General features: G+C 63.2%; 20 protein-coding genes. 9 read left to right on the forward strand and 11 right to left on the reverse strand.

The annotated features are described in order from the left end of the window. Nucleotides 1-70: 70 nt before the first annotated feature. The 8 genes from ACTJKT_RS03780 to ACTJKT_RS03815 all read right to left on the reverse strand — a co-directional run bounded on the left by ACTJKT_RS03780 (nt 71) and on the right by ACTJKT_RS03815 (nt 8319). Complete coding sequence (locus tag ACTJKT_RS03780) at nt 71-1438, reverse strand: DUF1329 domain-containing protein (RefSeq protein WP_440786245.1); 1368 nt, start codon at nt 1436-1438, stop codon at nt 71-73. Between the two features lie 23 nt (nt 1439-1461). After that, nucleotides 1462-3255, reverse strand: coding sequence for a DUF1302 domain-containing protein (locus tag ACTJKT_RS03785; protein ID WP_440786246.1), 1794 nt, complete (start codon nt 3253-3255; stop codon nt 1462-1464). A gap of 577 nt (nt 3256-3832) precedes the next feature. After that, nucleotides 3833-4189 (reverse strand): hypothetical protein, encoded by a 357-nt coding sequence (locus tag ACTJKT_RS03790; RefSeq protein WP_440786247.1) that lies wholly within the window; start codon nt 4187-4189, stop codon nt 3833-3835. A gap of 105 nt (nt 4190-4294) precedes the next feature. After that, entirely contained in the window at nt 4295-5206 is a 912-nt protein-coding gene (locus ACTJKT_RS03795; RefSeq protein WP_025806458.1) for an SDR family oxidoreductase, read from the reverse strand. Nucleotides 5207-5419: 213 nt separating this feature from the next. After that, complete coding sequence (locus ACTJKT_RS03800) at nt 5420-6322, reverse strand: alpha/beta fold hydrolase (RefSeq protein ID WP_440786248.1); 903 nt, start codon at nt 6320-6322, stop codon at nt 5420-5422. Continuing rightward, nucleotides 6322-7104 (reverse strand): class II aldolase/adducin family protein, encoded by a 783-nt coding sequence (locus tag ACTJKT_RS03805; protein ID WP_440786249.1) that lies wholly within the window; start codon nt 7102-7104, stop codon nt 6322-6324. The genes ACTJKT_RS03800 and ACTJKT_RS03805 overlap by 1 nt, the downstream gene beginning before the upstream one ends. A gap of 152 nt (nt 7105-7256) precedes the next feature. Beyond that, entirely contained in the window at nt 7257-7943 is a 687-nt protein-coding gene (locus ACTJKT_RS03810) for an LrgB family protein (protein ID WP_025806455.1), read from the reverse strand. Then, complete coding sequence (locus ACTJKT_RS03815; RefSeq protein WP_007929806.1) at nt 7933-8319, reverse strand: CidA/LrgA family protein; 387 nt, start codon at nt 8317-8319, stop codon at nt 7933-7935. The genes ACTJKT_RS03810 and ACTJKT_RS03815 overlap by 11 nt, the downstream gene beginning before the upstream one ends. A gap of 109 nt (nt 8320-8428) precedes the next feature. Here ACTJKT_RS03815 and ACTJKT_RS03820 point away from each other — a divergent pair, with 109 nt between their 5' ends. Further along, complete coding sequence (locus tag ACTJKT_RS03820; RefSeq protein WP_440786250.1) at nt 8429-9325, forward strand: LysR family transcriptional regulator; 897 nt, start codon at nt 8429-8431, stop codon at nt 9323-9325. On the opposite strand, the gene ACTJKT_RS03825 is transcribed toward ACTJKT_RS03820, so the two are convergent. Continuing rightward, nucleotides 9306-9761, reverse strand: coding sequence for a flavodoxin (locus ACTJKT_RS03825; RefSeq protein WP_016701722.1), 456 nt, complete (start codon nt 9759-9761; stop codon nt 9306-9308). The two genes, ACTJKT_RS03820 and ACTJKT_RS03825, sit on opposite strands and share 20 nt — an antisense overlap. Before the next feature lie 155 nt (nt 9762-9916). On the opposite strand from ACTJKT_RS03825, the gene ACTJKT_RS03830 reads away from it, so the two are divergent. Next, complete coding sequence (locus tag ACTJKT_RS03830; RefSeq protein ID WP_440786251.1) at nt 9917-10390, forward strand: PAS domain-containing protein; 474 nt, start codon at nt 9917-9919, stop codon at nt 10388-10390. 55 nt (nt 10391-10445) lie between these two features. Continuing rightward, nucleotides 10446-11051: a hypothetical protein gene (locus tag ACTJKT_RS03835; RefSeq protein WP_440786252.1), complete on the forward strand. Its 606-nt coding sequence runs from the start codon at nt 10446-10448 to the stop codon at nt 11049-11051. Nucleotides 11052-11081: 30 nt separating this feature from the next. Here the strand turns inward: ACTJKT_RS03835 and ACTJKT_RS03840 are convergent, their stop codons facing one another. After that, nucleotides 11082-12041 carry a MerR family transcriptional regulator gene (locus tag ACTJKT_RS03840; protein ID WP_440786253.1) on the reverse strand — a complete coding sequence of 320 codons (960 nt, stop codon included), beginning with the start codon at nt 12039-12041 and terminating at the stop codon, nt 11082-11084. A 213-nt stretch (nt 12042-12254) separates the two neighbouring features. Here ACTJKT_RS03840 and ACTJKT_RS03845 point away from each other — a divergent pair, with 213 nt between their 5' ends. The 6 genes from ACTJKT_RS03845 (at nt 12255) to ACTJKT_RS03870 (ending at nt 15361) form a co-directional block, all read left to right on the forward strand. Next, the gene (locus ACTJKT_RS03845) at nt 12255-12824 is read left to right on the forward strand and encodes an antibiotic biosynthesis monooxygenase (protein ID WP_440786254.1); all 570 of its coding nucleotides are present in this window, start codon (nt 12255-12257) and stop codon (nt 12822-12824) included. Nucleotides 12825-12969: 145 nt separating this feature from the next. Continuing rightward, nucleotides 12970-13680, forward strand: coding sequence for a dihydromonapterin reductase (gene folM, locus ACTJKT_RS03850; RefSeq protein ID WP_440786255.1), 711 nt, complete (start codon nt 12970-12972; stop codon nt 13678-13680). Between the two features lie 21 nt (nt 13681-13701). After that, the gene (gene folE, locus ACTJKT_RS03855; RefSeq protein ID WP_025806447.1) at nt 13702-14262 is read left to right on the forward strand and encodes a GTP cyclohydrolase I FolE; all 561 of its coding nucleotides are present in this window, start codon (nt 13702-13704) and stop codon (nt 14260-14262) included. A gap of 2 nt (nt 14263-14264) precedes the next feature. Continuing rightward, nucleotides 14265-14636, forward strand: a complete 372-nt coding sequence (folX, locus tag ACTJKT_RS03860) for a dihydroneopterin triphosphate 2'-epimerase (RefSeq protein ID WP_007929829.1) — start codon at nt 14265-14267, stop codon at nt 14634-14636. 94 nt (nt 14637-14730) lie between these two features. Further along, nucleotides 14731-15027 carry a DUF1244 domain-containing protein gene (locus tag ACTJKT_RS03865; RefSeq protein ID WP_009047021.1) on the forward strand — a complete coding sequence of 99 codons (297 nt, stop codon included), beginning with the start codon at nt 14731-14733 and terminating at the stop codon, nt 15025-15027. Continuing rightward, nucleotides 15020-15361 carry a HopJ type III effector protein gene (locus ACTJKT_RS03870; protein ID WP_440786256.1) on the forward strand — a complete coding sequence of 114 codons (342 nt, stop codon included), beginning with the start codon at nt 15020-15022 and terminating at the stop codon, nt 15359-15361. The genes ACTJKT_RS03865 and ACTJKT_RS03870 overlap by 8 nt, the downstream gene beginning before the upstream one ends. A gap of 195 nt (nt 15362-15556) precedes the next feature. Here ACTJKT_RS03870 and trxB read toward each other — a convergent pair whose 3' ends face one another. After that, the gene (gene trxB / locus ACTJKT_RS03875) at nt 15557-16513 is read right to left on the reverse strand and encodes a thioredoxin-disulfide reductase (RefSeq protein WP_025806445.1); all 957 of its coding nucleotides are present in this window, start codon (nt 16511-16513) and stop codon (nt 15557-15559) included. Nucleotides 16514-16730: the final 217 nt, after the last annotated feature.

Raw genomic sequence — 16730 nt, forward strand, 5'->3', positions numbered from 1 at the left:
GCGCGCTGATCCGCGCCCATAAAAAAGGCGACCGATCGGTCGCCTTTTGCCATCGTTTGTATCCCGGGCCTTACCGAACGCCGGCTGCGCGCAGGGCGGCCGGGGTGTAGTCGGCAGCCTTGGCGGCGAAGCCGAACTCGAAGCTGTGCTTCTCTTCGTTCTTCATCCCCAGGGCGATGTAGCGCCCGGCGATGATGTCGTACAGCGCTTCGAGGGTGTAGGCCGGCACCTGGGCGTTGTAATAGAACTGCGCATGCCCTTCGGCCACCCGCCACAGCTGGCCGCGACCGTCGTAGTGATCCACCAGGGCCACCTGCCAGCTGTCCTCGTCGATGTACATGTGGCGCTTGGCGTAGATATGCCGCTCGCTCGGCTTGACCGTGCCGACCACTTCCCAGACCCGGTGCAGCTCGTAGCGGGTCAGGTCCTGGTTGATATGCCCGGCCTTGATGATGTCGTCGTACTTGAGGCTCGGCGAATCCAGCTTGTAGCTGTTGTAGGGGATGTACATCTCCTTCTTGCCCACCAGCTTCCAGTCGTAGCGGTCCGGCGCGCCGGAGAACATGTCGAAGTTGTCCGAGGTGCGCAGACCGTCGGCCGCGGTGCCCGGCCCGTCGTAGGCCACTTGCGGGGCGCGGCGCACCCGGCGCTGGCCGGCGTTGTAGATCCACGCCAGGCGCGGTTCCTTCACCTGGTCGAGGGTTTCGTGCACCAGCAGCACGTTACCGGCCAGGCGCGCCGGAGCGGTCACCGCCTGCTTGAAGAAGGTCAGCACGTTGGCGCCTTTTTCCGGGTCCAGGTCCGGGATCTGCTGCGGCACCGCCACCTCTTCCTCGAAGCGGATCGGCGTGTAGCTGCCATTGGTTTGCGGCGTGGCCTGGGTGATGATGCGGCGCAGGTTGCCGCCGCGATAACGGGTGGTGTGGTTCCACAACACTTCCACGCCGTTCTTCGGAATCGGGAAGGCGTAGTAGCGGTTGCCGGTGAAATTGGCCAGGCCGTTGCCGTCGTTGATCGCGGTGACGTTCAAGGCACTGCGCTTGGCCGACTCGTAGATTTCCGCCGGCAGGCCGACGGTGCGATGGGTCGGGTAGACCGGGATCTTGTAGGTCTCCGGGTAGCGCTTGAACATCGCCACCTGGCCGTCGGACAGCTTGTCCTTGTACTTGTCGACAGTCGCCGCGGTGATGGTGAACAACGGCTTCTCGCTGGCGAACGGGTCGGCGAGGAAGCCCTTGGCGTCCACCGCCCCGGCGTTCTTGCCGATGCCGCCGGTCCAGGCCGGGATCGAGCCGTCGGCATTGCCGGCCTTTTCCGCGCCGAGCGGGGTCAGGCTGGTGCCGAGCTTGTCCGCTTCCTGCGGGGTGACCGCCGCCATCACGTTGACCGCCAGCAGGGTCAAGGCCAGAGCACCGCATTGCAAAATCGTCTTGCGCATAAAGTTGTCCTTCCTGGGTCGGGTCAGAAGTTCACGCCAAAGCTCAACGCGAGGAAGTCGCGGTCTTTGAGGGTGTTGTAGTCGCCGCCGAAAAAGTCGGTGTAGCTGAGGCTGGCGGTGTAGGTGTTGCGGTAGTCGGCATCGACTCCGAGGCTCACCGCCTTGGCGCCTTCGTTGAACAGGCCGTTGGGCCCGTAGCCGTGGACGTCGTGGGACCAGGACAGGTTGGGCTTGAGGTTGATCCCGGCGATCAGGTTGTTGTAATCGAGGATCGCCCGGGCTCGATAACCCCAGGACGTGGCCGTGACGAAACCCTCGGTATCGCCGCCGAAACCGTACTGGCCGTAGACCGAGTCGCGGCCGTAGCGCAGCTGGCTTTTCGACTCCAGGCCACCGACATGCACGATCGCCGCCTCGCCCACCAGGGTCAGGCGGTCGGCGCCCAGCACCTGGTCGAAGAACTGGGTCAGGGTGCTCTGCACCTGGGTGATTTCCTTGCGCCGGTAACCGGTGTTGTCGGCCCCCGCCGAGGTCCTCACCGGCGACGCCAGGCCACCGGCGATGGGGTTGACCAGGGCCAGGGTCAGGTCGTTGGTGTTGACCTGCACCGGGGCGTTGGGCCGGTAGCTGATCTCGCCGGTCCAGGCGGTGCCGGTGGGCAGCGTGGTGGAGAAGCTGGCGCCGTACAGGCGGATGTCTTCCGGGTATTCGAGGTAGTACTGGCCACGACCGAGCATCACGCTCTGGGCCAGGGCCGAACCGGTGCCCGGGGCGATCCTGTTGGCGGTGCTGACGATCCCCGGGATGCTCGCCAGGGTGCTGCTGCCGGCGGTGATGGTGCCGACCGTCGGGGTGCGGGCGTGGTAGTTCATGAAGTACAGGCCGTACTCGGTGTCGTCGCCGAGCCAGCGCAGGGCGGTGCCCCACTGCCCGGAGTCGCGGGCATCGCGGTCGCCGGCGCGGCCGATCACCACGCCTTCGGGGGCTACGGTGAAGCCCTGGCCAAACGCCGCGGCAATCGGTTGCAGCGGCCGGATCGCCGGGCTGCCGACGGTGTAGCCAGTGGTGCAGCCGTCCGCCACCACATCGTTGCCGAAGAAGGTGCCGCAGTTGTCGACCACGGTCTGGTCCCACTCCAGCTGATAGAAACCTTCCACGGTCAGCTGGTCGGTCAGGCCCTGGGAAGCGAACAGCATGTTCACTGGGATCAGGCCTTCCTTGATCTCGGCACCCGGGCGGCGAAACGCCGAGACGTCGATCGGGTTGATGCTGTTGATCGAGTTGCCGATGAAGGTGCTCTCGCCCCAACTGACCACCTGCTTACCGGCGCGCACAGTGCCCGGCAGGTCGGCGATGGAGTAGTTGTGATAGATGAAGGCGTCGAGGATCTGCCCGCCGGAAGACTTGGCGCCCTCCTTGCGGTTGTGGTCGCTGATGGGCTTGAACTCGCGGTCTTCGTCCTTGAGTTCGAAGTCGTACCAGTACTTGCCACGCACGAAGACGCCGGTGTCGCCGTACTTCAGTTCCAGGTCGTGGATGCCCTTGAAGATCTTCGAGAAGGTCTCACCCTTCTTGAAGTTCAGGCGCCCGTCGTCGCCGGTGGAGGACTGCCCGCGACCGCCGTTGGACACACCCACCAGGTCCTTGTCGGCATCGCGCATGCCCCAGCTGGCGCCGATGGACAGCGAAGAATCGAACTGCCCCTCGATCTCCCCGATGTTGAATGAAACGGCCTGCGCCTGGGCGCAGCCCCCCAAGGCCACCGCGACGGCCAGCGCCCGCGGTGTGAAGATGGCGCGCATTGTTGTTTTTGTCATGCGTCTTCCCCGGTGAGTGACAGAAGGCCTCACCCTACTGCCGGCGCACAGGAGCGATAAGCGCACCAAGGAGGTATTCGCGTTGTCGCTCGAAAGGATGAATGCCCCCTTCAGCCGGGCCTTTGCGCGGCACATCGACGGGCTGGATGGACGGGTATCAGGTGGATGGATTGCGCCCTTGCCGGGCAGGTCCGCGCGCTGTGCACTACTATTGCCCAGGCTGTAACAGTCCTTGTCGGCAATCGCTATTTTTCATTGAGCAGCCAGCCCTTATTCTGGCCTCGCTCTCACGGCAAACCGCCACGCAGAGTCGCCCAGAGGTGTGATCACGCCACCTTGGGGGCACAAGGATTCAGAAGGTTTGAAGCAAGGATATTCAGATCTTCACCGGGTGTTCACTGACGTTGATTTGTTGCTCCTTGATCTAACGTCTTCCTTCGGCCGCTGCCTTGCAGCGGCCTTTTTTATGCCTGTAGGAGCGAGCTTGCTCGCGATAGCCGCAAAGCGGCGCTTCATCACCACACCGCATCATCGTTGACGTTCTTCGCGAGCAAGCTCGCTCCTACAGGGAGGCATTTCAACCTTTGGGCTCGTCGGGTTCGCAGTGGAAACGATGCAACAGACGATGGGCCACCGGCGCCAGGATCAGGCCGAAGGCGGCAACGAACACCAGGTTGGTATAGAGGCCGTAGCTGGCGAAGAACAGCTTGCCCCCCGCCGTGGCGGGCATGGCCGCGGGCCCGATGCCGCCGAGCATCATCGCGGCGTTGAACAAGGCGTCGTAGCCGCTGACATCCGGCTCGAAATACAGATGCCCGGCAATCCCCAGCAACAGCGAGATACCGATCAGGCCCAGGGTGGCCAGGACGTGCAGAAACAAGCGGCGCAGAAACAGCAAGCGCGATAACAGCGGCTGGGTCTTGGATTCGTACATGGGCTGCGGGTCCTTATGCGGTCGATGTTCGACGAGCATAGTGACCCACGCATCAGGCGTACAGCCGCGCAGACCGCGGCTGTACGGGTCGGCTGGCAGGCTGCTTCAGATCGTGTATTTCTGCAGGTTCTGCATCATCTCTCTCAAGGCTTCGATATTGTCCTTGGGGTGCGCCGCGCCTTCGAAGTCGCAGATCTGCTGCCAGTTGGCGGCGACATCTTCCGGGGAGAAACCTTCGCGCGGATCGAAGCCCAGGCCCAGGCTGCGCTCCCAGCGCACCTTGCCCATCCAGCCGCCGCCGACTTCGAACAGGCCGGACGTCTCCTGGCAGTTCTCGCTGCCCAGGTACACCACCAGCGGGCTGACCAGCTCGGGCTTGAGTTGCTCGAACACCTGCGGCGGGATCAGCCCTTCGGTCATCCGCGTGCCGCCGGTTGGCGCGATGGCGTTGACCAAGATGTTGTTCTTGCGGCCTTCGATGGCCAGGGTGCGGGTCAGGCCGTAAAGGCCGAGCTTGGCCATGCCGTAGTTGGACTGGCCGAAGTTGCCGTAGATGCCGGACGTGGACGCGGTAAAGATCACCCGGCCATAACCCTGCTCGCGCATGTGCGGCCAGGCGGCGCGGGTCACCTTGTAGGCGCCTTCGACATGGACCCGGTACACCAGGTCCCAATCGGCGTCTTCCATCTTGTGGAAGGTCTTGTCGCGCAGGATGCCGGCGTTGTTCACCACCACATCTACGCGGCCGAAAGCATCCAGGGCGTTCTGTACGATCTTGTCGCCGTCGGTCACCGAGTCGTGGTTGGCCTCGGCGATGCCGCCGGCTTCGCGGATCTGCGCCACCACCCGGTCCGCCGCCGAGGCATTGGCGCCCTCGCCCTGGGTCGAGCCGCCCAGGTCGTTGACCAGCACCTTCGCCCCGTGTCTGGCGAACAGCAATGCGTGAGCCTGCCCCAGACCGCCGCCGGCACCGGTGACGATCACGACTTTATTCTCGAAGCGCACAGACTCACTCATACCGAACTCCCACAGGCCAGATGGACAACAGACGGACAATGGCTTCGAGTGTCAGGCACGCGGCTGGCGGTCACAATAAACACGGCTGAAGCTGAATGGTGCGCAATAAGGCAGGGGGATGATCGAGGGGTAACGATATGGCAGGGCGCATCAGCGCCTGGCGCGCACAGGCCAAGGTCGCAGAACCGCGGTCACTACGGACAGCTCGGGCTCTCAGGAGCAGGCCAGTTTCCGTGGTGGAAACTCCAGGCTGTCGCGAAAGGCCAGATAGTGCTTGAGCACCTGGACCGGGGCTTCGCTCTGCGGGTAGTGACCGATACCGGCCAGCAGCACGGTATCCGGGTTGGGAATCAGTTCGCAGTAACGCTCGACCATGTGCGCCCCGGAAATCGGATCCACCGCGCCGTCGATCACCCGCAGCGGCACCTCGCCGCGCTGCATCGCACTCACCCAGCGGTCGCGCTGCACCCGGCGCTCGGGAATGTAGCCGATCAGCTTGTGCAGGATCCGCGGGCCGTTATTGGCCTCCACCAGGCTCCAGAAATCGTCCAGGGCGCTTTCGCTGGGCCGGGTCTGCGGGCCGAAGATCTGGCTGAAACTCCTGGCCAGCCCCTCACGGCTGAAGGCGCGGCCGAGCATCCAGCCCAGCGGGCTGAGCAGCAGCTTCTGCGTCAACACCGGACGATGGGTTTCCGGGAACAGGCCGCCATTGAGGAAGACACAGCTGGCCAGGTTGCAGCGGTCTTCGTAGTGCCGGGCGAGCATTTCCTGGGCGACGCTGTCGCCATAGTCGTGGGCCAGCAGGTGCACGGGGGTATCGACCCCCAGGTGTTCGAGCAAGGCCTGTTGCAGGTCCGCCTGCTCCAACAGGCTGTATTCGTGGTCCCGCGGCTTGGCCGAATCGCCAAACCCCAGCATGTCGCAGGCGATCACTCGATAGCGCTGGGCCAGGGGTTGCCACAGGTAATGCCAGTCCCAGGCAGCGGTGGGAAAGCCGTGGATCAGCAGCAGCGGCTCGCCCTGCCCTGCGGTCCAGTAGCGAATGGCATGGCCGCGAAACACGAAACTATGTCCGCGCTTGCGCCACACGCACAGAGGAATCTCGGCAATAGGCATCAGAGTTTATAACCCATGTCTTGTTTATCGAGTTTGCGCAGCAGTGCCGGCCATGCCAGCGCACCGCCCATGCCTTGAGCGCTTTTGGTGACCCCGGCGATCATCGCCTTGGCCCCGGCCAGAATCTGCGGCTCGATGGCGATCAACTGCGCCGCACCGTTCTGCGCCAGCACCTGGATCTCGCAGGCGCGCTGGAAGGTGAACATCATCAGGAAGGTGTCGGCGATGGTGCCACCACAGGTCAGCAGACCGTGGTTGTGCAACATGAGGAAATTGCTGTCGCCGAGGTCGGCCTGCAGCCGGGCCTTTTCCTCGTGGTTCAGGGCCACGCCTTCATAGGCGTGATAGGCCAGGCTCGACAGCACGAACAGCGACTGCTGGCTGATGGGCAACACTCCCTGCTGCTGCGCGGACACCGCGACCCCTGCCGCGGTATGGGTGTGCAGCACGCAGGCCACATCGTGCCGCACTTCGTGCACGGCGCTGTGGATGGTGTAGCCGGCGGGGTTGATCTCGTAGGGACTGTCCATCAGCTTGTTGCCGGCCTGGTCGACCTTCACCAGGCTGGAGGCGGTGATCTCATGGAACATCAGGCCGAACGGGTTGATCAGGAAATCTTCGGTGCCAGGGACCTTGGCGGAGATGTGGGTGAAGATCAGATCGTCCCAGCCATGCATCGCCACCAGGCGATAGCAGGCGGCAAGATCGACGCGGGTTTGCCATTCGGCGGCGCTGACCAGGTCTTTCACACTCGATGTCGGCTGAACGGAGGATAGGCTCACGGCAAGGACCTCAGTGACGGCAGTTTTTATTATTTTTTTTGGACGTGGAGATCAGTCTAGTCAGCCACCCGAATTCAGGTAGTTGCATTGCCAGCCAGCTTACTGACCGAGCGAGTCATTGGTCGCTTTAATTCAAAAGGGTGCGGGTAACGTCAAAGCAACGACGCCAATAAAGGAGCGGCGAACAGGTTCAGCAGGCCCGTGAGAACCATCACCAGCCCCGCCACCGAGCCCTCTTCCCCACCCACTTCATGGGCGCGGCTGACCCCGGCGCCGTGGGCGCCGACCCCGAACAAAGCACCGCGAGCCAGGGCACTGCGCAGCGGCAGCCACTTGAGCAGGACACCGCCGAGCATGGCGCCGAACACCCCGGTGAACATCACGAACACTGCCGTCAGTTCGGGCACGCCACCCAGGTCATGGGCCAGCGGCATGGCAAAGGGAGTGGTGATCGAACGCGGCACCAGGGACATGGTCACCGAGCTGTCCAGGGCCAGCACCCGCGCCAGTCCGAAGGAGCTGGCGATGGACGCCGCGCTGCCCGCCAGCATGCCCAGGAGCAATGCCGACCAATGGCGCATCAACAGCTGCCGCTGCTGCCAGATCGGCACCGCGAAGGCCACAGTGACCGGTCCCAGCACCAGCATCAGCCAATGGGTGTTGGCGGAGTATTCGGCATAGGCGGTGTGCAGCGGCACGGCGATCGCCAGCAACAGGGCCGGCACCAGGATCAGCGGCGACAGCAGGTAGCGGCCGGTGCGCCGGTAGATCCAGCGACTGAACAGATAAGCCGCGAGTGTCAGCAACAGCCAGAACATCGGCATGGGCTCAAGCGTCATGGCGCATTCTCCAGCGGCACACCCATTCCACTGTGAACGCGGTGACCAGCATCACCATCAGCGTACTGACGCCAATCACCAGCAGGATCCGCCAGCCGTCCTGGCGCAGCAGGCCACCGTAGTCCAACAGGCTCATCAGCGCCGGAATGAAGAACAGCAGCATCTCGGCCATCAGCAGACCCGCGCCCATCTGCAACGCCGCTGGCTTGACCCAGCCCAGGGCGAACGCCAACAGCAGCAAGGCCAGGCCGATCACCCCGCCAGGAATCGGCCACGCCAGCCACCCGGCCAGCTGGCAGCCGAACAGATAAATGGCCAGCAACACCGCCAGTTCGGATAACAGGCGACCCAAGTGTTTCAAGGTGGAAGCGTTCATGGAATTCGGTCCTCGCAGGCCTGCATTTTATGCAAGCGCCTGCCATCACCGAAGCGAATTGTTAGACTGGAAGTCATTCCAGAATGGAATTCAGAGCAGGGACCCAAACATGGACTTCAAACAGCTGCGCAGCTTTGTCGAAGTGATTCAGCAAGGCGGCTTCACCCAGGCCGCCAAGACCCTGCACATCAGCCAGTCGGCGGTGAGCAAGCAGATCGCCCAGCTGGAACAGAGCCTGGGCACACCGCTGCTGGATCGCCAAGGCTCGCACATTCACCTCACCGCCGCCGGCACTGTGGTGCTGCAACGCGCCGAAGGCATGCTGCGCCTGCGCAACGAGCTGTTCAGCGAACTGGACGACCTGAGCCAACTGGCCCGCGGGGAATTGCGCCTGGGCCTGCCCTTGCTGGGCAGCGACGCATTGTTTGCCAGCCTGTTCGCCGAGTACCGCCGGCGCTATCCGAACATCAGCGTGCAGCTGCTGGAAGGCGGCAGCCTGAATATCGAGCAGGCGGTGCTCAACGGTGAGCTGGAGATCGGCGGCAGCCTGACGCCCAAGGATCCGACCTTCGCCTACCAGCCTTTCTGCGACGAACCGCTGGATGCCTTGCTACCGGCCGATCATCCGCTGGCGATCAAGGCCCAGGTGCGCCTGGAGGAACTGGCGGACACGCCGTTCCTGCTTTACCAGCGCAGCTTTGTGCTCAACGACCGGTTGTTGCAGGCCTGTCAGCAGGTGGGGTTCACCCCGAAGGAAGGTGGGCGCAGCGGCCAGGCGGACTTTCTCGCCGCCCTGGTGGCCGCCGGGCAAGGTGTGGTGCTGTTGCCCAGCGTGGTGGCGCGCGGCCTGGTCCGGCCAGGCGTCGTGCGCCTGACGCTGAAAGCCCCCGACTACCTGCGCTGGGACATCGCCTTCATCTGGCGTCAGGGCGCCTATCTGTCCAAGGCCGCGCAAGCCTGGCTGGCGCTGCTGCGCGAGCGTCCGGTCAGCCGCGCAGAGCGCTGATCAGTTCGGCCAGCCAAGGCTCGGCGTCGGTTTCCGGGGTCACGCTTTCGCTGGCATCCAGGCGCAGCATCTCCAGCACTTCCCGCACGCCCAGCTCGGCGAACAGCTCGCGCATCTGCTCGCCACCGCCACAGAAGGTATCGCCATAGCTCGAATCGCCCAGGCCGATCACCGCGCCGGGCAAACCGCGCCAGGCCGCCGGCAGTTGATCGCGAATGGCCGAATACAGCGGCAGCAGGTTGTCCGGCAGCTCGCCCATACCGGTGGTCGAGGTCACGGCCAGGAAAGCCTCGGGGCCGAACGCCTGGACATCCGCCAGGGTCGCGCGCGGGTTGTGCCAGGCCTCGAAACCTGCGGCATTGAGGAGCTTGGCGGCGTGCCGGGCGACTTCTTCAGCCGTGCCGTACACCGAGCCGGAAAGGATGGCGACTTTCATCAATCTGTTCCTGAAGCTGAGTAAAAGACTGGGATATTAACAGTTGCACGAAAAAATCCAGCCTTGTAGCGCGATTTACCAGTAATGGCCAGTGGACAGCTTCGCGCCATGTCTTAGAATTGCCGCCACCTGCCGATCGCTTGCGGAAGCTTCCGATGATCAACGCCCACCTGCTGCAACTGGTGATCAACGCCTCCAATGACGGGATTGTCGTCGCCGAACAGGAAGGCGAAGACAACATCATTATCTACGTGAACCCGGCGTTCGAACGACTCACCGGCTACAGTGCCGACGAGGTGCTTTATCAGGACTGCCGCTTTCTCCAATCGGGCGACCGTGACCAGCCGGGAATCCCGCTGATCCGCCAGGCCTTGGATAGCGGCCAGCCCTGCCGCCAGGTGCTGCGCAACTACCGCAAGGACGGCAGTCACTTCTGGAACGAGCTGTCGATCACTCCGGTGTTCAACGAAAGCGACCAGTTGACCTATTTTGTCGGTGTGCAGAAAGATGTGACGGCCCAGGTCAGGGCCCAGCAACGGCTGGCGCAGGTGGAAAAAGAGCTGGCCGAAGCCCGCGCGGAACTCGCCGTTTTCCAGGCGACGAGCGGCTCTAACAAGATGCCGAATTAGTTGTCAGTACGCTTAATCACCAATGATTTTGTCACTTTCTCCGTCGAGCAACATCATGCGCCGTGACGCTCTCCTCACCCAGGATGAACTGGACTTCATTCAGACCATGCAGCACAACCCGCAACTCAACGTGCGGGATGCGAACTCGAGCCTGCTGGTCAACGGGGGCTCACAGATCCGCGACCTGCTCACCCGCCTGGCGGCCAACGAGCAGGTGACCATCCAGGCGCACTTTGAAAACCAGCAGATGACCTTTCCCCTGCACCTGGTGGAAGACGAATTCCACGCCCTGCATCTGCGCCTGGGCGTGCCGAGCATCTTCGAGGACGGGCCGAGGGTCCGCCCATGGCGCCTGACCCTGGCGGAGCCGGTGGCCTTGGAAAACGCCAAGGGGCAGCCCACCGCGCTGTGGGTGCATGAGGTGTCGTTCAACAGCGTGTTGCTGGAAATCCGCAACCGGACCAAAGCGCCGAAGCAGTTCGCCCAGTGGTTCAGCCCATCCGGCTACGAGCGCATCGCCCTGCGTGGCCGCCTCGAACGCCAGACCGACGCTGGCTTCTATGCCTATAGGTTGAACCAGAGCGACCAGGATGAAACCGAGCGCCTGCGCCAGTTCATCCTGCAACAGCACCGCCTGGCCCACCCCAACCTGCACGTCTGAGGTCGCGCTTTTCCCTGCCTGGGCATGAGCTCAGGTATCGAGCGTACCGCTGAGAAACCGCCGCAGACGCTGCATCATCAAACACCCGTCATTGCCCAGACAGCCCACCGGCGAAGCGCTCAGGCTGTCCTGGGCCAATTCGGCAACATCCCCCGCCAGCATCAGCGGACACTCCAGGGTCAGCGCCAGGCGGTTCAAGCGCCGAGGCAGCTCCGGCGCCGGGGCGTGATTGGAAAACAGCACCAGCGCCTGGGGTTTGATCTTTTCGCAGACCAGGGTCAGTTCGTCGAACGGCTGCCCCAGCGCCAGCACCCGGACTTCCACCTCGGCACTGCCCAGCATCAGCGCCGCCACCAGCAACTCCAGCTCCCGGCATTGCCCGGCAAGCGCCGCCAGCAGCACCGGGCGCGGCTGGCTGCCGCGCTGCGACAGCAGGCGCTGGGAGATTCGCGACCGCAGGAACTGATCGAAGAACAGCCATTCGCTGGTGTGGCCGTAAGGTTCCTGGTGCTGCGCCAGCTGCCGCCAGAACGGCATGAGGATGTCCTGGAACACCACCGACAGCGAATAGCTGGAGAAGATCTGGCCGTACAGCCGCTCCAGATGCGGTTCGTCGAACCCGCCGACTGCCCGCTTGAGTTGCCCCTGCCACTGCAGGTAATCGTCCGATTCGCTGGCGCCCGGCATGGCCTGCGGTGCCTCGCGGGCGGCCCGGGTCTTGGCGAGGATCTTGCCGACCTTGCTGACCGCGACACCACGGTCGATCCAGCCGAGGATCTCGCGGACTGTCTCGACATCGTGCATCGAATACAAACGATGCCCACTTTCGGTGCGCGTCGGCTGGATCAGCCCATAACGACGCTCCCAGGCCCGCAGGGTCACCGGGTTGATCCCCGTGAGCCGTGAAACTTCCCGGATTGGAAACAGATCGTCCTGCGAGGCTGGGTCGAGGGGCTGTGCCGGGCGGGCAAGTTCAGTAATGACGGGCATCTGGGCAGAAAACACCGATGGATAAAGTGACAGCCATTCTACCCCCCATCGGTGACAGTTCCTCAATACAGGGCAAAGCGACCGCTGCCTCTGGTGTATTTGTCACAATCAGGAATAATCCTTGCTTGCTTCCTAGACGCAGCCCAATACCCCGGTGCTGCGTCCGGCGTACTGCCTTACCCAGGCAACGCATTGGTTTTACGGAGATACATAATGTCTACCTCACCCGTCACCCTGATGGTCGCCCGGCGTGTCGCCGATGGCCGTTACCAGGACCTGATCGCCTGGCTGCGCGAAGGCGAACAATTGGCCACCGACTTCCCCGGTTATCTCGGCTCCGGCGTGCTCGCCCCGCCGCCCGACGATGACGAATTCCAGATCATCTTCCGCTTCGCCGACGAGCAGACCCTGCACGTCTGGGAACACTCCGCCTCGCGCACCGCCTGGCTGGCCCGCGGCAGCGACCTGTTCGCCCATCCCCATGAACACCGGGTCAGTGGCATAGACGGCTGGTTCGGCGCAGTCGGCCAGCGTCCACCGCGCTGGAAGCAGGCGGTGGCCATCTGGCTGGCGTTCTTCCCGGTGTCGCTGATCTTCAACTTCATCCTCAACCCGCTGCTGGGCGAACTCAGCCTGGTGCCGCGCGTGCTCGTCAGCACCCTGGCCCTGACGCCGCTGATGGTCTACTGGTTCATTCCGCTGTCCACCCACCTGTTGTCCGGTTGGTTGAACGGCACGCCGGCCCGTCCGCTACCGACGGCGCCTTCCGCGCAGAATCATTGAAACGCGCCCGGCCGATACACCGCGCCGCCAGCATCGCGAGCAAGCTCGCTCCTACAGGGAGCGAGCTGCTCGCGATGGACACTGACAGGCACGCTACACCGCACGCTGGTATATAGTTTTGCTCTACCTGCGACGCGAGCCGTTCATGACTACTTCCCCTGCCCCGATCCTGATCACCGGCGCCGGCCAGCGTGTCGGCCTGCATTGCGCCTTGCGCCTGCTGGAAGAGGGTCACCGGGTGATCGTCAGCTACCGCACCGAACGCCCGGGCGTGCAGGCCTTGCGCGAGCGTGGCGCGACTGCCCTGTTCGCCGACTTCTCCAGCGAAGCCGGGATCCAGGCCTTCATCAGCCAATTGCACGACCACACCGACAGCCTGCGGGCGATCGTGCACAACGCCTCGCAATGGCTGGAAGAAACACCTGGCCAGGAAAGCGCGGCCTTCGCCGACATGTTCAGCGTGCACATGCTCGCGCCCTACCTGATCAACCTGCATTGCGCCGACCTGCTGCGGCGGTCCAGCCCCGCCGACATCGTGCACATCGGCGACGACGTCACCCGCCGCGGCAGCAGCAAGCACATCGCCTATTGCGCCACCAAGGCCGGCCTCGACAGCCTGACCCTGTCCTTCGCGGCGAAATATGCCCCGACGATCAAGGTCAACGGCATCGCCCCGGCTCTGTTAATGTTCAATCCCGACGACGACGCGGCCTACCGCGCCAAGGCCCTGGCCAAGTCCGCCCTGGGCATCGAGCCCGGTTGCGAGGTGGTCTACCAGAGCCTGCGTTATCTGCTCGACAACCCTTATGTCACCGGCACTACCCTGACCGTCAACGGCGGGCGGCACCTCAAGTAAGGCTTCCCGCGAGGACGTTGCATGACTCTTTCCCTGCCCCAGCATTACCGCGAGATCCTCAAGGATCTCGGCGAAGACCCCGAGCGCGAAGGCCTGCTCGACACCCCGCAACGCGCGGCCAAGGCCATGCAGTACCTGTGTCATGGCTACAGCCAGTCGGTGGACGAGGTAGTCAATGGCGCGCTGTTCGCCTCCGACAACGATGAAATGGTCATAGTCGCCGACATCGAACTCTATTCCCTGTGCGAACATCACCTGCTGCCCTTCATCGGCAAGGCCCATGTGGCTTATATTCCCACCGGCAAGGTGCTGGGCCTGTCGAAGATCGCCCGGATCGTCGACATGTTCGCCCGCCGCCTGCAGATCCAGGAAAACCTCACGCGGGAAATCGCCGACGCGGTGCAGCGGGTGACCCAGGCCGCCGGCGTCGCGGTGGTCGTCGAAGCCCAGCACATGTGCATGATGATGCGCGGTGTCGAGAAGCAGAACTCGACCATGCACACCTCGGTGATGCTCGGCGCCTTTCGCGAGTCGAGCACCACACGCCAGGAATTCCTGCAATTGATCGGACGGAGCAAGTAGCAATGCCACAACTTCAGCCAGGAATGGCTCGCATCCGGGTCAAGGACCTGTGCCTGCGGACCTTCATCGGAATCAACGAGGACGAGATCCTCAACAAGCAGGATGTGCTGATCAACCTGACCATCCTGTATGCCGCGCAAGAAGCCGTGCGCGACAACGACATCGACCATGCGCTGAACTACCGCACCATCACCAAGGCGATCATCGCCCACGTGGAGGGCAACCGCTTTGCCCTGCTCGAGCGCCTGACCCAGGAAATCCTCGATCTGATCATGGCCAACGAATCGGTGCTGTACGCCGAGGTCGAAGTCGACAAACCCCATGCCCTGCGTTTCGCCGAGTCGGTGTCGATTACCTTAGCCGCAAGTCGTTAGCTACAAGCTGCAAGTAAAAGCCGGTCTGCTTTGACTTGCAGCTTGCCGCTTGTAACTTGCCGCTATCCCCATCCCTCTATATGCAGTGAACCTTATGACCGAGCAACAACGCCTGGAACTCGAAGCCGCCGCCTTCCGCCGCCTGGTCGCGCACCTGGACAGCCGCAAGGACGTGCAGAACATCGACCTGATGAACCTCGCCGGCTTCTGCCGCAACTGCCTGTCCAAGTGGTACAAGGCCGAGGCCGACGAGCGCCAGATCGAGGTCAGCCTCGATGACGCCCGTGAAGTGGTGTATGGCATGCCCTACGCCGAGTGGAAGACTCTCTACCAGAAAGAAGCCAGCGCCGAGCAGCAAGCGGCGTTCGCCAAAGGAAAACCCCATGACTGACCTGAACACCTTGCGCGCCAGCCTCAAGAGCGGCGAGCACGCCTTCGCCGACACCCTGGCCTTTATCGCCGCCGGCTACGACTACCAGCCGCAGGCCTTCGACAACGGTGGCGTGGAGAACGCCGCCGGGCAGAACGAAGGTTCGTGCAAGACCCTGGGCCTGGCCCTGCTGGAAGGCTTGAGCGATGAAGAAGCGCTGCTGGCGTTCGGCGAGCATTACCGCTCGGTGCTGGCCACCCCTGAAGGCAGCGACCACGGCAATATCCGCGCGCTGATCGCCCATGGCCTAGCGGGTGTGAAGTTTGCGCAGCAGCCACTGACCCGCAAGGCCTGAGACCATAAACCCTGTAGCCGCTGCCGCAGGCTGCGATAGGTCCGCAGGACCTCCTGCGAGATCGAAAGCGCACCCACTTCGTCGGATACCGCCTAGATTGATCGCAGCCTCGCGCTGCTCGGCAGCGGCTACAGGATTCAGTGATCCATAAAAAAACCGGCCTGGGCCGGTTTTTTCATTTCAAGGGTCTGAGAATCAAGCGTTCTGCAGATTGTCCAGGTAACGCTCGGTGTCCAGCGCAGCCATGCAGCCGGCGCCGGCCGAGGTAATGGCCTGACGGTAGACGTGGTCGGCCACGTCACCGGCGGCGAAGATACCTTCGATGCTGGTCGCGGTGGCGTTGCCTTCACGGCCGCCCTGCACCACCAGGTAGCCGTCCTTCAGCGCCAGCTGGCCTTCGAACAGCGAAGTGTTCGGAGTGTGGCCGATGGCGATGAACACGCCGTCGACCTTGATCTCGTCGAAGCTGCCGTCGTTGTTCTTCAGGCGCGCACCGGTGACACCCATGTTGTCGCCCAGCACTTCGTCCAGGTTGGCGTTCAGCTTGAGCTCGATCTTGCCTTCGGCAACCCGGGCATTGAGCTTGTCGATCAGGATCTTCTCGGCGCGGAAGGTATCGCGACGGTGGATCAGGGTGACCTTGCTGGCGATGTTGGCCAGGTACAGGGCTTCTTCGACAGCGGTGTTGCCGCCACCGACCACGGCCACTGGCTTGTTGCGATAGAAGAAACCGTCGCAGGTTGCGCAGGCCGATACGCCTTTGCCCATGAAGGCTTCTTCCGAAGGCAGGCCCAGGTAGCGGGCGCTGGCGCCGGTAGCGATGATCAGGGCGTCGCAGGTGTAGGTCGCGCTGTCGCCGGTCAGGGTGTAAGGCTTGGCGGCGAAGTCCACGGCATTGATGTGATCGAAGACGATTTCGGTTTCGAAACGCTCGGCGTGTTCACGCATGCGCTCCATCAGCGCCGGGCCGGTCAGGCCATGGACATCACCCGGCCAGTTGTCGACTTCGGTGGTGGTGGTCAGCTGACCGCCGGCCTGCATGCCGGTAATCAGCAGCGGCTTCAGGTTGGCGCGGGCGGCATAGACCGCGGCGCTGTAACCGGCAGGGCCGGAACCGAGAATAATCACACGCGAATGACGTACATCAGACATGACTCACTCCTATCGACCGGCCCGGATCACTGGCGCGGAACGCCGGATTGCCGGCTGGAATAAAAAAGGACGGCGAAAGCACTTGGGGAAGGCTTCAGGTTCGCCCGTCCAAAAAATAATGGGTGCAGCGTATAGAGGGGGCGAAGATTAAGGAAATACGGTTTAACAATCCAGCTCATAGGAGGTCTCTATCCGGTATCGGTGTATTTACCGGCGC

The sequence above is a fragment of the Pseudomonas sp. 22526 genome, assembly GCF_052044735.1.
Classification (GTDB): Bacteria; Pseudomonadota; Gammaproteobacteria; order Pseudomonadales; family Pseudomonadaceae; genus Aquipseudomonas; species Aquipseudomonas piscium.

Excerpts from the sequence above, each read along its gene's own strand:
- ACTJKT_RS03820 (WP_440786250.1), top strand. The coding sequence starts at position 8,429 with ATGGACTTCAAACAGCTGCGCAGCTTTGTCGAAGTGATTCAGCAAGGC.
- folX (WP_007929829.1), top strand. The coding sequence starts at position 14,265 with ATGCCACAACTTCAGCCAGGAATGGCTCGCATCCGGGTCAAGGACCTG.
- folM (WP_440786255.1), top strand. The coding sequence starts at position 12,970 with ATGACTACTTCCCCTGCCCCGATCCTGATCACCGGCGCCGGCCAGCGT.
- ACTJKT_RS03780 (WP_440786245.1), bottom strand. The coding sequence starts at position 1,438 with ATGCGCAAGACGATTTTGCAATGCGGTGCTCTGGCCTTGACCCTGCTG.
- ACTJKT_RS03870 (WP_440786256.1), top strand. The coding sequence starts at position 15,020 with ATGACTGACCTGAACACCTTGCGCGCCAGCCTCAAGAGCGGCGAGCAC.
- ACTJKT_RS03795 (WP_025806458.1), bottom strand. The coding sequence starts at position 5,206 with ATGAGTGAGTCTGTGCGCTTCGAGAATAAAGTCGTGATCGTCACCGGT.
- ACTJKT_RS03830 (WP_440786251.1), top strand. The coding sequence starts at position 9,917 with ATGATCAACGCCCACCTGCTGCAACTGGTGATCAACGCCTCCAATGAC.
- ACTJKT_RS03845 (WP_440786254.1), top strand. The coding sequence starts at position 12,255 with ATGTCTACCTCACCCGTCACCCTGATGGTCGCCCGGCGTGTCGCCGAT.
- ACTJKT_RS03825 (WP_016701722.1), bottom strand. The coding sequence starts at position 9,761 with ATGAAAGTCGCCATCCTTTCCGGCTCGGTGTACGGCACGGCTGAAGAA.
- ACTJKT_RS03815 (WP_007929806.1), bottom strand. The coding sequence starts at position 8,319 with ATGAACGCTTCCACCTTGAAACACTTGGGTCGCCTGTTATCCGAACTG.
- ACTJKT_RS03810 (WP_025806455.1), bottom strand. The coding sequence starts at position 7,943 with ATGACGCTTGAGCCCATGCCGATGTTCTGGCTGTTGCTGACACTCGCG.
- ACTJKT_RS03840 (WP_440786253.1), bottom strand. The coding sequence starts at position 12,041 with ATGCCCGTCATTACTGAACTTGCCCGCCCGGCACAGCCCCTCGACCCA.
- ACTJKT_RS03790 (WP_440786247.1), bottom strand. The coding sequence starts at position 4,189 with ATGTACGAATCCAAGACCCAGCCGCTGTTATCGCGCTTGCTGTTTCTG.
- ACTJKT_RS03835 (WP_440786252.1), top strand. The coding sequence starts at position 10,446 with ATGCGCCGTGACGCTCTCCTCACCCAGGATGAACTGGACTTCATTCAG.
- ACTJKT_RS03865 (WP_009047021.1), top strand. The coding sequence starts at position 14,731 with ATGACCGAGCAACAACGCCTGGAACTCGAAGCCGCCGCCTTCCGCCGC.
- ACTJKT_RS03785 (WP_440786246.1), bottom strand. The coding sequence starts at position 3,255 with ATGACAAAAACAACAATGCGCGCCATCTTCACACCGCGGGCGCTGGCC.
- folE (WP_025806447.1), top strand. The coding sequence starts at position 13,702 with ATGACTCTTTCCCTGCCCCAGCATTACCGCGAGATCCTCAAGGATCTC.
- ACTJKT_RS03800 (WP_440786248.1), bottom strand. The coding sequence starts at position 6,322 with ATGCCTATTGCCGAGATTCCTCTGTGCGTGTGGCGCAAGCGCGGACAT.
- trxB (WP_025806445.1), bottom strand. The coding sequence starts at position 16,513 with ATGTCTGATGTACGTCATTCGCGTGTGATTATTCTCGGTTCCGGCCCT.